The organism is Mycobacterium colombiense CECT 3035 (assembly GCF_002105755.1).
Lineage (GTDB): Bacteria > Actinomycetota > Actinomycetes > Mycobacteriales > Mycobacteriaceae > Mycobacterium > Mycobacterium colombiense.
The window spans coordinates 3,781,716-3,794,015 of sequence record NZ_CP020821.1; the positions used below are offsets into that span (position 1 = coordinate 3,781,716).

The following is a 12,300-nucleotide window of genomic DNA, read 5'->3' on the forward strand; positions in this document are numbered from 1 at the left end:
AGTCCTTCTGTCACAACACGCCGCGGGCGCGTAGATCGTCGATGTCGCCGGCGATGAAGCCGAGTAGTTCGCCATAGACTTCGGCGTTGTGTTCGCCGAGGCGCGGGCCGAGGTGGCCGACCGTGCCGGCCGCCGATGAGAAACGGGGAACGGGAGCCTGAACCTTCATCGCCCCGAGCTGTGCGTCATCGACGGAGATGAACACCTCACGGTGGGCCAGCTGCTCGTCGGCGACCAGATCGCCGATGTCGTAGACCGGGGCCGCGGCCACCTCGTGGGCGTCAAAGACCTGCATCGCCTCCGAAAGCGTCTTTGTCGCAACCCAATCGGCCACCACTGCGTCGACCTCACGCGCCCGGGCGAGTCGCCGTTGTGGATCAGAGAAGTCGGGGTCGGCCACCAGGTCGTCGCGCCCGATCGCCCGGAACACCCGCAGCGCCAGCGCCGGTGAGCTTCCCGACATCGCCAGCCACCGCCCGTCGGCCGTCTGATAGGTGTTGCGGGGCGCCGAAATGTCCCACCGATTCCCGGATCTCTCGGGCACCAGACCCAGCTGGTCATAACCCAGCAAGGTTTGTTCGAGCAGGCGGGCCAGCGGGTCGATCAGGTTGACGTCGATCAGCTGGCCCGGCCCACCGTGCACGTCGCGGTGGTACAGCGCCATCATCACCGCGTAGGCGGCGTTCAGCGACGCCACACCGTCGGCCAGCATGAACGGCGGCAGCGTGGGCGGACCACCGGCCTGGCCGGTGATGTGGGCGAATCCGCTCATCGCCTCCCCCAGGGTCCCGAACCCCGGGCGCTCGCTCTTGGGGCCGGTCAACCCGTAACCCGTGATGTGCAGCATCACGATCCGGTCGTTGACCGCGCGCAGGCTCTCGTAGTCCAGGCCCCACTTGCGCAAGGTCTGCGGGCGGGTGTTGACGATGACGACGTCGGCATGCCCCACCAGGCGGCGCGCCAGCGCCTGCCCCTCTGCGCAGCGCAGGTCCAGCGTGATCGAACGCTTGTTGCGCGACAACGACTTCCACATCAGCCCCACGCCGTCGCGTTGGTTACCCCAGCCCCGGATCGGGTCACCACTGCGGGGGTCCTCGACCTTGATCACGTCGGCGCCGAACTCGCCCAGATAGGTCGCCACCAGCGGCGCGGCGGCCAGGGTGGCGAGATCGAGTACCCGCAATCCGTCAAGCATCGGCACCGGCGGCCACTCGTGCGTTCGAAGGACGTTGCAGCCCAAGGTGCCCGCGCAGCGTCGACGCCTCGTACTCGGTGCGGAACAACCCACGGCGTTGCAGCTCAGGAACCACCATTCGCACGACGTCTTCGAACGCACCGGGCAGATGCGTTGCGGCCAAGACGAATCCGTCGCAGGCGCCGGTTTCGAACCAGTCGGCCATCTGGTCGGCGACCTGCCGGCCGGTGCCGACGAAACGCGGCCCCTGCAGCAGGGTGGCACGATGGTTGGCGAGGTCGCGCAGCGTGACCGTGTCCCCGCCGATATGGGTGCGTAGGTTCTGCACGAGCCCGCGGATGCCGGAGACCGAGGCGAGCAGCTCGTCGGTCACCGGGTCGTCGAGATCGTGTTGCGCGAAGTCGTAATTCATCAACTCCGACAACAGCGTCAGGGATGCCATGGGATGAACCAGATCATCGAGGAACATGGCTTCGCGCTCCTTGGCGTGGGCTTCCGACTCGCCGACGACAGCGTATGCCATGGGACAGATGCGAACCGCGGCGGGATCGCGGCCTGCGTCGGCGATCCGATCCTTCTGGTCCGCGTAGTGGCTGCGCGCGACGTCGATGCCCGGGTCGCCGGTGAAGATCAATTCGGCCCACCGCGAAGCGAATTCGCGGCCGCGGCCCGATGAGCCGGCCTGGATGATGACCGGGCGGCCCTGGGGGGTGCGCGGCACCGTCAACGGTCCGCGCGCGGAGAAGAACCGGCCGACGTGTCCCAGCTCGTGCACCTTGGTGTGGTCCGCGTACTGCCCGGACACCCGGTCGTGCAGGACGGCGTCGTCCTCCCAGGTGTCCCACAGGCCGGTCACCACATCCATGAATTCGTCGGCGCGGTCGTAACGTTCGTCGTGGCCGAGGTGGGCGTCGACGCCGAAGTTGTGCGCTTCGCTGTCGTTGACCGAGGTGACCACGTTCCAGGCGGCGCGGCCGCCCGAAAGGTGATCCAGCGAGGCGAAGGTCCGTGCGACGTGGAACGGCTGGTAGTAGGTCGTCGAGTAGGTGGCGCCCAGCCCGATTTTCGAGGTGGCCTGCGCGAGCACCCCGAGGATCACGCTGAGGTCCAGCTTGACCGGGCGGGCGCCGTAGCGCACCGCTTCGTCCACCGAACCGCCGTAGACCCCCGGCATCGCCAGGCGATCGTCGAAGAACATCAGGTCGAAGCAGCCCTCTTCGAGCTGGCGGCCGATCTTGGCGTAGTAGGAGGCATCCAGGTAGCGGTGCTCGGTTGCCGGGTGCCGCCACGAGCCGGCGTAGACGGATGTGCTGCCGGCCTGCATGAAGGCGACGAGCGCCATTCTGTCGGTGCGCATGTTCGAAACGTAACATCTGATATTTCAGATATCAAACGCTAGATCTGTCGTTTGGTATTCTGCGCAGGTGGTAGGCATCGATATCTCCGGGACGGTTCGCGAGCGCGCCGCACGCGAGCTCCGCGACCGGATTCTGACCGGCGCCCTGCCCGCCGGATCCCGCGTCGACCTGGATGCCATCACCGAGGAATTCGCGACCAGTCGCACCCCGGTGCGGGAGGCGCTGCTGGAGCTGTCCTTCGAAGGCCTGGTCCAAGTCGCCCCGCGCAGCGGCGTGACGGTGCTCGGCATCAGCCCGGACGACGTGCTGGACAGCTTCACCATTCTGGGTGTCCTGACCGGGCAGGCCGCCGCGTGGGCCGCCGCGCGGATCGAGGCGCCAGAACTCGAGACCCTGCGTGAACTCGCGGCCGACGTCGTCGCGCGCTCCGGCGACGACAGCATCGGCGAGGCCAACTGGCATTTCCACCAGATGATCCACCGCGCCGCGCACTCGCCGCGGCTGTTGACTCAGATCAAGCAGGCCGCCCGCGTGGTGCCGAGCAATTTCCTCACCTTGTTCCCCGAGCACGAGAAGCACTCACTCGATGAACACCAGGAATTGCTGGACGCCCTCGGTGACAAAGACGCCGAGCGAGCGCGCACCATCGCCGAACGACACGTGCTGGACGCCGGACGCTCGCTGGCCGACTGGCTGGCGCAGCGCCGCGACGGTTAGCGCCGCTGCGGGATGCGTTCAGCCACCGCCGCCGGCCCCACCACCGCCGCCGGCTCCCCCGGCGGCACCGGCTCCGCCGCCGTTGGTGTTATTGCCCGTGCCTCCGCCGTAGGGCACGTGGGGCGCGAGCGCAGGTGGTGGAGGCGCTGGAGCCGGGCTGGACGACGTGGGTGCCGGCGGCGCCCCGGGAGCGTCGGCCGATGCCGTCGCTCCGGCACCCCAACCGACGCCGAGCGCCAACACGGCGGCACCGCCGACCAAAGCCATCGTCTTCATTGCGTCAGATCTCATCGATCTCCCTTTTCGTATCTCAGCTTGGCTTCAGCCCAGGTACCCGTAATCCGGGTTTGCAATCGGGAGTTGAGAATTCGACGGGTCAGGTCAGGGCGGGCAGGACCTTGTCGGTGAGCAACTGGACGGACTTCCACGCTTCGTCGACCGGCATGCCGCCGACCAGGGGGTGCATGACGAGGGGTCCGTAATTGTCCGCGTCGCGCACCTCCGCGATCAGCTGATCGGGGGTAAGGAAGCGGTATCGCCCCGATGCCCTGACCTGGTCCAGAGTTTGGACACCCGGCAGGTGCATGAGCGACCGCTGGTCGGTTGACCATCGGCCGTAAGTGACTGCCTCCCAAAGGATGTGGTCACCAAGCTGCGCCCACGCCCGGTCCGGGTCCTCGTGCAGGTAGACCATTCCGCGATTGATCGGGCCCGGCATCAGGATGAACGGCGGCATGCCGGCCTCGGCACACAACTCGCGGTAGTAGGCGGCGATGTCCGGCAGGTGGTCGGCCAGGCTGAGCGGCAGCCGGAACCGGGCCGCGCGGCGCGCCGTGGCACGCGCGCCCCCGCCGACGTACAGCGGCGGATGCGGTCGCGTCCAGGTGCCGGTGCAGATTGCGTTTTCCGGATCGTCGCCGGACCAGACGTCCAGCATCCGCTCGAGCAGGCTGTCCATCAGCGCACCGCGCCGACCGAAATCGGCTCCCAGTGCGTCGTATTCGACCGCGCGGTATCCCAGACCCACCGTCGTGTGCAGACGGCCGCGGCTCATGTTGTCGACGAGTGCGATGTCTTCGGCGAGCCGCACCGGGTTCCACAGCGGCCCCAGCGCGCAGTCGACGCTCGCTATCAGCGTCGAGGTCCGCGCCAAGAACATCGCGGCGGCCATGATCGGGTTGCAGCTCCACCCGTGCCCGGTCGCGTGATGCTCGTCGACGCTGATGGAGGTGATTCCGTGGGTTTCCCCCCACTGCCCCAGCTCGAGCGCCGCCGACAGCAGCTCGCCCTGTGTGCGTGGATCGCCGTGCGGGGATGCGAAGTTGAAGCGCAGCACCGTCAAGAGCATCGGCGGACCCGCCTCACGACGCTTCCGGCCCGGCCGCCGCCTGCAGGAAGGCGGGAAAGTCCGGGAACAGCGCACGGTCGACGATCTCGATGCGGGTCCCCGCCGCGTCGACGTAGTAAGCGAAGAGCGCCAGATTCGGCCCATCGGTGTCGGCGGTAGCTTCGAAGGCAAAGCCGTTGTCTTCCAACCTCTTCGCGCTCTCGGCCAAGTCGTCCGTCCAGAAGCCGAGATGGTGAATCGCGTTGCCGGGGGCGGCGGCCCAGGCCGTCCCCGGCACCTCCTTGATCAACTCGACGTGCGGCGACTGCAGCGAATAGACGAAAGTCGAAGTCACTTCTTGGCTTCCGCTCGTCGTGCGAAACGGCAACGTGTAGCTCACCGGGGTGATCCAGCGGTAGCCGGCCAGCGCGGTCAGTCTTGCCATGGCCGCGTCGAGGTCGGGCACGATGATGCCGGTGTGATAGAAGTCCTCGGGCCGTAGCGCGAATGCCGTCATGTGTTCCTCGCAATCTGGTCGCGGAGCCAGGCACTTTCCCAGAAGTTCGTGCTGCCGGCGAGCAGCTTTTCATGCGCCTCGCGCAGCACGTCGCGAGCCCCCGGATGGTCGGCCGGGACAAGCTCGGCGAGGTGGATGGCCTGCAGGGCACGATCGGCGGCCAGGTGCGCCCGGGCGCGCTCCACCAGCGCGTCAGCCCCGGCCAGCTCGACCACGTCGGCGGCGACGGAATCGAATCCGATCGGGTACAGCTCGGTGGTCGACTCGTGGTGGAACCAGCCCGAGTAGTTCTCCCAGACGGCACGCACGTCCCACGCGACCTTGCCGTAGCCCTGGCCCACTTCGCACTCCGCGGGCAGGGTGATCTCCCGCATCAAGGTGCGGACGTCTTTGCCGGCGTTCATGCCCACGACGGTCTGATCGTGGACGTACCGAATCGCGTCGCGCAGCCGGGTCAACTCCGCGTTGATGCGCTCGGCACCCCTGATCGGCTCGAAGTGTCCGGTCACCAGCAGGTCGGCCTGTAGGTCGCGGACCCTCTCCACCGACGCGATGGCCGTCAACGCGTCCCGATACCGTTCCCCGCGCATGGTCACGAGATTGGGAATGTGCCCGATCAGTGGCCCGAACGTGTTTCCGCACAGACAGATTCGTTCCTCGGGCAGCCAGATCACCAAGGAATCGGTGGTCTCCCCGCCGGGTACCGAGATCAGTTCCATGAGCCGGCCCCCGACCTCCAGGCGAAGCGTGTCCTCGAAGTCGATGTCGACGACCGGCACGCTTTGGCCGGCCAGCCGCGTGGTGCCCAGGCGCCGCTGGATGGCCTGGATGCCACTGGCCAGGGTGTCCTTGAACGCGAAGGCGCTGCGGTTGGCCCGGTACGGGATCAGCCGGTCGTTGTCGTCACGCCAGGCCTTCCAATTCGCCTGCGCGACAACGGTGGTGCCGGGATCCCGCACGCTGTCCAGGCCGCCGACATGATCCACGTGCCCCTGGGTGAAGATGATGTAGCGCACCGGCGCGGAGTCCACGGCATCGAAGTTGGCGCGATGCACCGGCCCTTCGAAGCCCATGCCGGTGTTGACGATCACCCGGCCCTCGGTCGTGGTGAGCAGATACGAGTTGGACAAGCCGGGCGAGCACCATAATCCCGGAGCGATCTCTTCGGCCTGCTCGGCGCACGCCGGCCGCATCGCGTCGGCGCCCGGCCTGCTCCGATAGACCGGTTCGGGCATCGCTGGTGGCTCCTTCATTCCGGGCGGACGTCGAACTTGTCGAAGTAAAAGCCGAACCGGCCGCGCAGTTCGTCGGCGGAGACGCCGAAGTGCCGCTGTAGTTCGTAGCGGATGCGACCGTGTTTGCCCCGTGGGTTGCCGTCCAGGTAGCGCTGGAAACGTTGCTGCACACTGGGCGGTAGTTCGACCGACCCGCACCGGTAAAGGCGTTCCAGCACCGGCATTTCGTTGCCGTTGAGCTGGTGGAAGTTGATGTCGATGCTGCGTTCGGACGGCACCAGCTCACGGTCACGGACGCATGCGCTGAGCAGTCGGTGGACGCGGTCGCTCCAATAGTTCAGCAGCCACTGCGGGTCGATGCTGTTGCGGCGCAACCGGTCCGAATACGCCATCATGGTGATCGCCGACTGGATCACCGCGACCGGGTCGCGGTGGGTGAATGCCACCGTGGCATCGGGGAAGGTCGCCATCAGCGGGCCGAGTTGCTCGCAGTGTTGCGGACTCTTGAGGACCCAGGTGCGCGGCCCGCGCAGGAAGGTCAGCGCCTGCAACACCTTCTTCATGTAGGCGTAGTGCCAGTTCTGGTCTAGACCCAAGTAGTAGTCACGCCAGTCAGGCACGCGCGCATGCCATTCCAGCACGTACGAGGCCAGATCGAGGTCGAGGAGCTCCACCTCCTCCTCGATCGCCTCCGGGAACCGGTCGTGCATGGCGGCCACCACGGGGGCGCTCGCCATCAGCGCATCGTGTTCCGACTTGGCACGCGCGTAGCGGGGATCGACGCCGAAGATGTCCGGACCCTGCCCGAGCGCGGGGATGGGATCCTGGCTCTCCCAGTACGGCAGGGCGCGCCGGCGTGGGTCGGAGGCGATGAGATTGACCAGATGCGTGGTGCCGGACCGCGGCATCCCGACGACGATGAATGGCTTTTCGATCGGGATGGACTCGATCTCCGGATACCGTCGGATGAGCTCGGTCAGCGACAGGCGGTTGCGCAGCAGGCGCACGATGCGTTGGCGCAGTGAGCCGCGGGTGAGCTGGCGCAGGCCTTCGTCGGCTTCGATCGCCACCACGTGCGCGCGCAGGCGGTCGGCGAACCCGTCAGTGTCGTCGAGGTCGGCGGCCGCGGCAGTCAGGCCGGTCTGCTCTACGGCCTCCGTAAGCATCCGATCGATGTCGAGGTCGACCGGCCTGGCTTCGGTGAACTCCAGGATTTGGCGCTGCACGTCGGTCAGCTGGGGCGCGGTCAAGTCATCGAAGTCGATGTGGTCGACCGCTGAACTCACTCCGCACCCCTCTTCGACGCGTCAGGTGAGAAATATGACACAGACGCTAGCCGCGGTGGAGATCCGTCGGTCATCCACCTCGCCGGCGGCCCGGCGCTACAGGTTGGCCAGATCGTCGGGCACGTCGACCTTATGTTCTTGCAGCGCCTCCAGGGGCACCACTTCGAGGGTGCTCTCGTGCGTGGCCGCCAACACCACCGGCGCGGCGCATCCGTCGTGGTGAGCGCGCAGCCAGTTCAGCGCGGTCACGCACCACCGGTCGCCCGGCAGCAGGCCGGGGAACCGGTACTCGGGCACCGGCGTCAACAGGTCATTGCCGATGGAACGCTGGTGTTCCAGGAATTCGGCGGTCATCACCGCGCAGATCGTGTGCCGCCCCAGGTCCTGAGGACCGGTCGAGCAGCAGCCGTCGCGGTAGAAGCCGGTCAGTGGGTCTGTGCCGCACGGTTCCAGCGCACCGCCTAACACATTTCGATCAGGCACCCGTTCAGTATTGCGCCCTCGGGGGTGGAGTTTGAAGTAATTCCGCCGACTGCGCCGTCAGGTTTTTTTCCTGAGCGGTGCCGCCGGCCGCCAATGTGGACGCCCGGCGGGCCGACGTGTTAACTCGAGTTGATGTCGACGCCGCCCAACCCGCCCGAAAACCCGCCCGGCGAGCCACCCTGGGGATGGCAGCCACCCGGCTACGGATCGCAGCCGAATCCCTACACTCCACCGCCAGTGCCGGGATATCCGCCTCCGCAGGCGTATCCCGGGAACGTCGGCTATCCGGGATATCCGGGATACGTTGACCCGCATGCACCCTACGGCCGCGATCCGGTTACCGGGCTGCCACTGTCGGACAAGTCCGCCACCACCGCCGGCCTGCTGCAGCTGTTTCTCGGCTTGTTCGGTATCGGCCGCTTCTACATCGACTCGACCCAGATCGCGGTGGCACAGCTGTGCCTTGGTCTGTTCGGAGTTCTCTTCAGCCTGTTCTGTTTTCTGGGTTTTCCGGTCCTGCTCGGCGGCATAGTCTGGGCGATCGTCGACGCGATCTTGATCTTCACCGGCAGCGTCAAAGACAAGGACGGCCGCAAGCTGCGTTAGGCCCCCGGAGCCTGGACGACGTTTTCGACTGTCCAGCAACGCTTTTGGCTTGCGCTGGGGCCAGATTTTAACCTGGGCTGCTTTGCGCTGGCTCGGGGCACGCCGGTGGTGGTGGTCACGGATTGGTCACGATCACGAGCGAAGTCGCCGCTCGGTAGCACTGGCGATGAACCTGTCGCGACGCGCTGAGCAAATCCCGGGGAAATCGCCCCGAAAACTTATCGTCACATCGTGGAACGACGTACGGCCCTGAAACTCCCTCTGTTACTGGCGGCAGGCGCCGCAGTTGCCCGGGTGCCCCGGGCTTCCGCGGAGGAAGCAGGCCGGTGGTCACCCGAGCGCGCGAACCGTTGGTATCAAGCGCAGGGCTGGCTCGTCGGAGCAAACTACATTCCGGCGAACGCCATCAATCAGCTCGAGATGTTCCAACCCGACACCTTCGATCCGCGCCGCATCGATACCGAGCTCGGCTGGGCCCAGTTCTACGGCCACAACACCGCACGGGTGTTTCTGCACGATCAGCTGTGGGCGGCCGATCAGCGCGGCTTTCAAACGCGCCTAGGGCAATTCGTCGACATCGCGGCGCGCCACCGGATCAAGCCACTGTTCGTGTTCTTCGACTCCTGTTGGGATCCGCAGCCGCGGGCGGGACGCCAGCGCGCGCCGCGGCCCGGCGTGCACAACTCGGGCTGGGCGCAGAGCCCGGGCGCCGAACGCCTCGGCGACCCGCGCTACGTCCCGGTCATGCGCGACTACGTCACGGCGGTGATGACCCAATTCCGCAATGATGAACGGGTTTTGGGCTGGGACCTGTGGAACGAGCCCGACAACCCGGCGCGCCAATACCGCAACACCGAACGCAGCGACAAGGAGCAGCTGGTCGCCAACCTGCTCCCACAGGTCTTTCGGTGGGCCCGGGCGGTGGATCCCAGCCAGCCCCTGACAAGTGGTGTGTGGCAGGGACATTGGGCACAACCACAGGGCCGCAGCGCGATCAGCGACATACAGCTGGCCAACGCCGACGTGATCACCTTCCACTCCTACGCCGGGCCGTCAGGATTCGAGAACCGGATCAACGAGCTCATCCCGCTGGGCCGGCCAATCCTGTGCACGGAATACATGGCGCGCCCCCAGGGCAGCACCGTCGAATCGATCCTGCCGGTTGCCAAGCGCCACAACGTCGGCGCCATCAACTGGGGTTTGGTCGCCGGCAAGACCCAGACCTACTTCCCGTGGGACTCATGGGATCACCCCTACACCTCGGTGCCGAAGGTGTGGTTCCACGACCTGATCCGGCCCGAGGGACGGCCGTTCCAAGACATCGAAGCGCTGACGGTGCGAAAGCTGGCCGGTAGCCAGACGTAGGCCTTGGTGCGGCTTTCGTAACCCCTCGCTGACGTCGATCAACACCAACCCGCCACAGACCTTCCGGTAGTAGGGTTATACCTGCTCAGAAGGGGGCGGCGATGGTCGTCGGTGTTGATCGGCTGCTGGCCGCGCCATGACGTGGGCGAACTTCACCCAAGCGGAACTGGTCGCGGCGGCCGGCGGCGATCCGTGGGCGATTAACCAGAGCCTGCAGGCCGGCAATCCATATCAAATCGACCGTCTGGCGGAGGCCTTTCATAACGCGGGCCGGTGCACCGCCGCGGCCAGCGAGGAGTTCGCGCAGGCCCGTAAACGCTTCGAGGCGGCCTGGAACCGCGAGGGCGGTGCCCACCCGATCAACGAATCCGAAGAGGTGCAGCAAGTAACCAAGTCATTGGGTTACCAGTCCGAGCAGTTGCCGAAGATCGGCCTCGATCTAGAGAACGTCGCGACCGCCTTGGCCGCGGCGCAACGGGCAGGTGCCGACGAGATCGCCGCGTTGGATCGCCAGCTACATGTGCTCGATGTTCTGATCACCGCGGCGAAGAAGGATTTGACATACCCGCTCCCCGCGACGGAACGCAACAAGCTGGAGAAGCTGATCAACGATGCTCACGCCGATGCCGTGGACGACGTGCGAGATGCTCTCAAGCAAATGTTGATGATCCGCGGCTTGTATACGGACGTCCTGGACGCGTCGCGGGGGACTCTGGCCCGAGACGGATACGACCCTTCCCTCATATGGGGCGTCGATGGACACCAGCCGCAGAAGCCTGCTCCGCATGGTGCGGGGCCGAGCATCGACGGACCCGCCACGCCACCCAAGATGGAAGGCATAAACACGGGGAAGCAAGACGACTTGGATGTATCGATCCCCGGTACCGGTATTGCGCTCGGTGGCGACGGCAAAGACGATTCGGACGGCTTCCCCCGCATACATGTGCCAGGCGTGTATGACGGAAGGAATCCTTTGCCGGTGCCTGAGGGCACCCGGCCATTACCAACCGGGACCGCCATTGGCCCAAACGGTGAGCACTATGCGTTCTACGCAATCGTGCCCTACGAGAACCCGGACCACACCAAAAATGAGCACTACACCGCCCCAGACACCGTCGTCGTAGATTTGGCCCATCCGGACACACCCTTGTACACCCTTCATGGCATATCGCAGGCCAGCGGAGCCTACGACGCGCAATCGGGTCGTATGGTCATCCTCGGAAACACACCCGACGGACGACGTGCGCTGTGGCAATCGGCCCCGGTTAGCCAGAACCGCGCGTGGGGAAACTCATTGCAGCAGCAGGGAACCTTCTCCGGCCCGATGAACGGCAACCGTGAGAGTCAAATCGTTGCATTGCCTAAGGGCGGGATGATGGTAGTCGGAGCCGGAGAAACTCCCGACCATCGCACGTTACCGATCCAGGCGGTAACCGCAAGCACCCCACAAGGATTGCTGACCGCGACGCCGACAGCTCTGGTACAGCCTGAAACCTTGCCCCAGGTTTACGGGCCTTCCATCACCGAAATACAAGAGATCAATGGCAAAGAAGTCATCTCAATGCGGGTGAGCACGTACGGCGATGGCCACTACGATCCTCACACCTACACGACCACCTTTACGGTCACACCTGGAAGATAGGGAGGATTTGAATGCATGCTGTCACTCGCTTTGCTATACGAATCTTGTCTGCGGCCGCAGCCGTTGTGTGCATGTCTTGTACAACCGCACCACGACATGCGGCCGCGCAGCCCCCTGGCTTTCCGGACCTTAGTGGCTTCGCCCCTGCACCAGTGGAGAACTACTTCGTATCCGCCCAAAAGGGGATGCGTTACGCCCACTTTTCGACTCCCTACAACATCGATTGTTCCTTTGCCGCTGCCGAACCTGTGCCAGCGTGGAACGGGCAAGCCATCAAATGCGATGGTGAATTTCCCGGACTCGACAACGGATCCTGCGTCATAGGTACTGCAGGGGCGGCAGGTATGGGTCCCGCATACGCAGTGAGTCGGACCGACCAGCCCTGCGGGGCACAGTTCACGCACGGGAACCTGTTGAACATCGGGCAGAAGCTGAACTATCGAAACGCGACATGCGCGGTGGGCGCGGACCATCTCGTCGCATGCCTGGACACCACCCGCGGCCAACATGGATTCGTGCTCAAACCCTCAGGCAGCGTGGCGTTTTAATACCACCGCTACCGGTGGTCA

12 protein-coding genes are annotated in these 12,300 nt (G+C 65.6%); 4 read left to right on the top strand and 8 right to left on the bottom strand.

Annotation, left to right across the window (positions count from 1 at the left end; all coding sequences use genetic code 11):
* Positions 1 to 10: 10 nt before the first annotated feature.
* Positions 11 to 1,195, bottom strand: a complete 1,185-nt coding sequence (locus B9D87_RS17705; protein WP_040630718.1) for a CaiB/BaiF CoA transferase family protein — start codon at positions 1,193 to 1,195, stop codon at positions 11 to 13.
* Positions 1,188 to 2,552 carry an LLM class flavin-dependent oxidoreductase gene (locus B9D87_RS17710; protein WP_007772033.1) on the bottom strand — a complete coding sequence of 455 codons (1,365 nt, stop codon included), beginning with the start codon at positions 2,550 to 2,552 and terminating at the stop codon, positions 1,188 to 1,190. The genes B9D87_RS17705 and B9D87_RS17710 overlap by 8 nt, the downstream gene beginning before the upstream one ends.
* Positions 2,553 to 2,619: 67 nt before the next feature.
* On the opposite strand from B9D87_RS17710, the gene B9D87_RS17715 reads away from it, so the two are divergent.
* Complete coding sequence (locus tag B9D87_RS17715; protein WP_007772031.1) at positions 2,620 to 3,270, top strand: GntR family transcriptional regulator; 651 nt, start codon at positions 2,620 to 2,622, stop codon at positions 3,268 to 3,270.
* 18 nt (positions 3,271 to 3,288) lie between these two features.
* Here B9D87_RS17715 and B9D87_RS26865 read toward each other — a convergent pair whose 3' ends face one another.
* From B9D87_RS26865 to B9D87_RS17745, 6 genes are all read right to left on the bottom strand, one after another.
* Positions 3,289 to 3,561, bottom strand: coding sequence for a hypothetical protein (locus B9D87_RS26865; RefSeq protein ID WP_139347547.1), 273 nt, complete (start codon positions 3,559 to 3,561; stop codon positions 3,289 to 3,291).
* An 85-nt stretch (positions 3,562 to 3,646) separates the two neighbouring features.
* Complete coding sequence (locus tag B9D87_RS17725; protein ID WP_007772029.1) at positions 3,647 to 4,618, bottom strand: LLM class flavin-dependent oxidoreductase; 972 nt, start codon at positions 4,616 to 4,618, stop codon at positions 3,647 to 3,649.
* 13 nt (positions 4,619 to 4,631) lie between these two features.
* Positions 4,632 to 5,114 (bottom strand): VOC family protein, encoded by a 483-nt coding sequence (locus tag B9D87_RS17730; RefSeq protein WP_007772027.1) that lies wholly within the window; start codon positions 5,112 to 5,114, stop codon positions 4,632 to 4,634.
* The gene (locus B9D87_RS17735) at positions 5,111 to 6,349 is read right to left on the bottom strand and encodes an MBL fold metallo-hydrolase (RefSeq protein ID WP_007772026.1); all 1,239 of its coding nucleotides are present in this window, start codon (positions 6,347 to 6,349) and stop codon (positions 5,111 to 5,113) included. Before B9D87_RS17735 ends, B9D87_RS17730 begins: the two co-directional genes overlap by 4 nt.
* A gap of 14 nt (positions 6,350 to 6,363) precedes the next feature.
* Entirely contained in the window at positions 6,364 to 7,635 is a 1,272-nt protein-coding gene (locus B9D87_RS17740; protein ID WP_007772024.1) for a sulfotransferase family protein, read from the bottom strand.
* Positions 7,636 to 7,731: 96 nt separating this feature from the next.
* Positions 7,732 to 8,118, bottom strand: a complete 387-nt coding sequence (locus tag B9D87_RS17745) for a DUF2237 family protein (RefSeq protein WP_007772023.1) — start codon at positions 8,116 to 8,118, stop codon at positions 7,732 to 7,734.
* Between the two features lie 132 nt (positions 8,119 to 8,250).
* On the opposite strand from B9D87_RS17745, the gene B9D87_RS17750 reads away from it, so the two are divergent.
* From B9D87_RS17750 to B9D87_RS17760, 3 genes are all read left to right on the top strand, one after another.
* Positions 8,251 to 8,724: an NINE protein gene (locus tag B9D87_RS17750; protein WP_040630593.1), complete on the top strand. Its 474-nt coding sequence runs from the start codon at positions 8,251 to 8,253 to the stop codon at positions 8,722 to 8,724.
* A 231-nt stretch (positions 8,725 to 8,955) separates the two neighbouring features.
* Positions 8,956 to 10,089: a cellulase family glycosylhydrolase gene (locus B9D87_RS17755; protein ID WP_040630591.1), complete on the top strand. Its 1,134-nt coding sequence runs from the start codon at positions 8,956 to 8,958 to the stop codon at positions 10,087 to 10,089.
* A gap of 136 nt (positions 10,090 to 10,225) precedes the next feature.
* Positions 10,226 to 11,731 (top strand): putative alpha/beta hydrolase, encoded by a 1,506-nt coding sequence (locus B9D87_RS17760; protein WP_007772020.1) that lies wholly within the window; start codon positions 10,226 to 10,228, stop codon positions 11,729 to 11,731.
* Positions 11,732 to 12,300: the final 569 nt, after the last annotated feature.

What these genes read in the sequence shown, in the direction of transcription:
- B9D87_RS17705 (WP_040630718.1), bottom strand. Translation starts at nt 1,195, where the DNA reads ATGCTTGACGGATTGCGGGTACTCGATCTCGCCACCCTGGCCGCCGCG.
- B9D87_RS17710 (WP_007772033.1), bottom strand. Translation starts at nt 2,552, where the DNA reads ATGCGCACCGACAGAATGGCGCTCGTCGCCTTCATGCAGGCCGGCAGC.
- B9D87_RS26865 (WP_139347547.1), bottom strand. Translation starts at nt 3,561, where the DNA reads ATGAGATCTGACGCAATGAAGACGATGGCTTTGGTCGGCGGTGCCGCC.
- B9D87_RS17725 (WP_007772029.1), bottom strand. Translation starts at nt 4,618, where the DNA reads ATGCTCTTGACGGTGCTGCGCTTCAACTTCGCATCCCCGCACGGCGAT.
- B9D87_RS17730 (WP_007772027.1), bottom strand. Translation starts at nt 5,114, where the DNA reads ATGACGGCATTCGCGCTACGGCCCGAGGACTTCTATCACACCGGCATC.
- B9D87_RS17735 (WP_007772026.1), bottom strand. Translation starts at nt 6,349, where the DNA reads ATGCCCGAACCGGTCTATCGGAGCAGGCCGGGCGCCGACGCGATGCGG.
- B9D87_RS17750 (WP_040630593.1), top strand. Translation starts at nt 8,251, where the DNA reads ATGTCGACGCCGCCCAACCCGCCCGAAAACCCGCCCGGCGAGCCACCC.
- B9D87_RS17760 (WP_007772020.1), top strand. Translation starts at nt 10,226, where the DNA reads ATGACGTGGGCGAACTTCACCCAAGCGGAACTGGTCGCGGCGGCCGGC.